At 54.4% G+C, this 344-nt stretch carries 1 rRNA gene; it reads right to left on the reverse strand.

Going from position 1 to position 344, the window contains the following annotated elements:
- Positions 1–300 (reverse strand): 23S ribosomal RNA (locus ASU23_RS06715); the annotation flags it as partial.
- Between the last annotated feature and the right edge of the window lie 44 nt (positions 301–344).

Genomic DNA, 344 nt, shown 5'->3' on the forward strand with positions numbered 1-344 from the left:
CCTGCCGGCTATCACACACCCATGGTTTAGCCTCTTCCGCTTTCGCTCGCCACTACTCACGGAATCACGGTTGTTTTCTCTTCCTGTGGGTACTGAGATGTTTCACTTCCCCACGTTCCCTCCACACGCCCTATATATTCAGGCGCGGGTAACACGACATCACTCGTGCTGGGTTTCCCCATTCGGACATCCTCGGATCACAGCTCGGTTGACAGCTCCCCGAGGCTTATCGCAGCCTCCTACGTCCTTCATCGGCTCCTGGTGCCAAGGCATCCACCGTACGCTCTTCATTACTTACAACAAAGATGCTCGCGTCCACTGTGCAGTTCTCAAACAACACACAA

Source organism: Rhodococcus sp. KB6 (assembly GCF_001445685.1).
In the GTDB taxonomy this organism is placed as follows: domain Bacteria; phylum Actinomycetota; class Actinomycetes; order Mycobacteriales; family Mycobacteriaceae; genus Rhodococcus_F; species Rhodococcus_F qingshengii.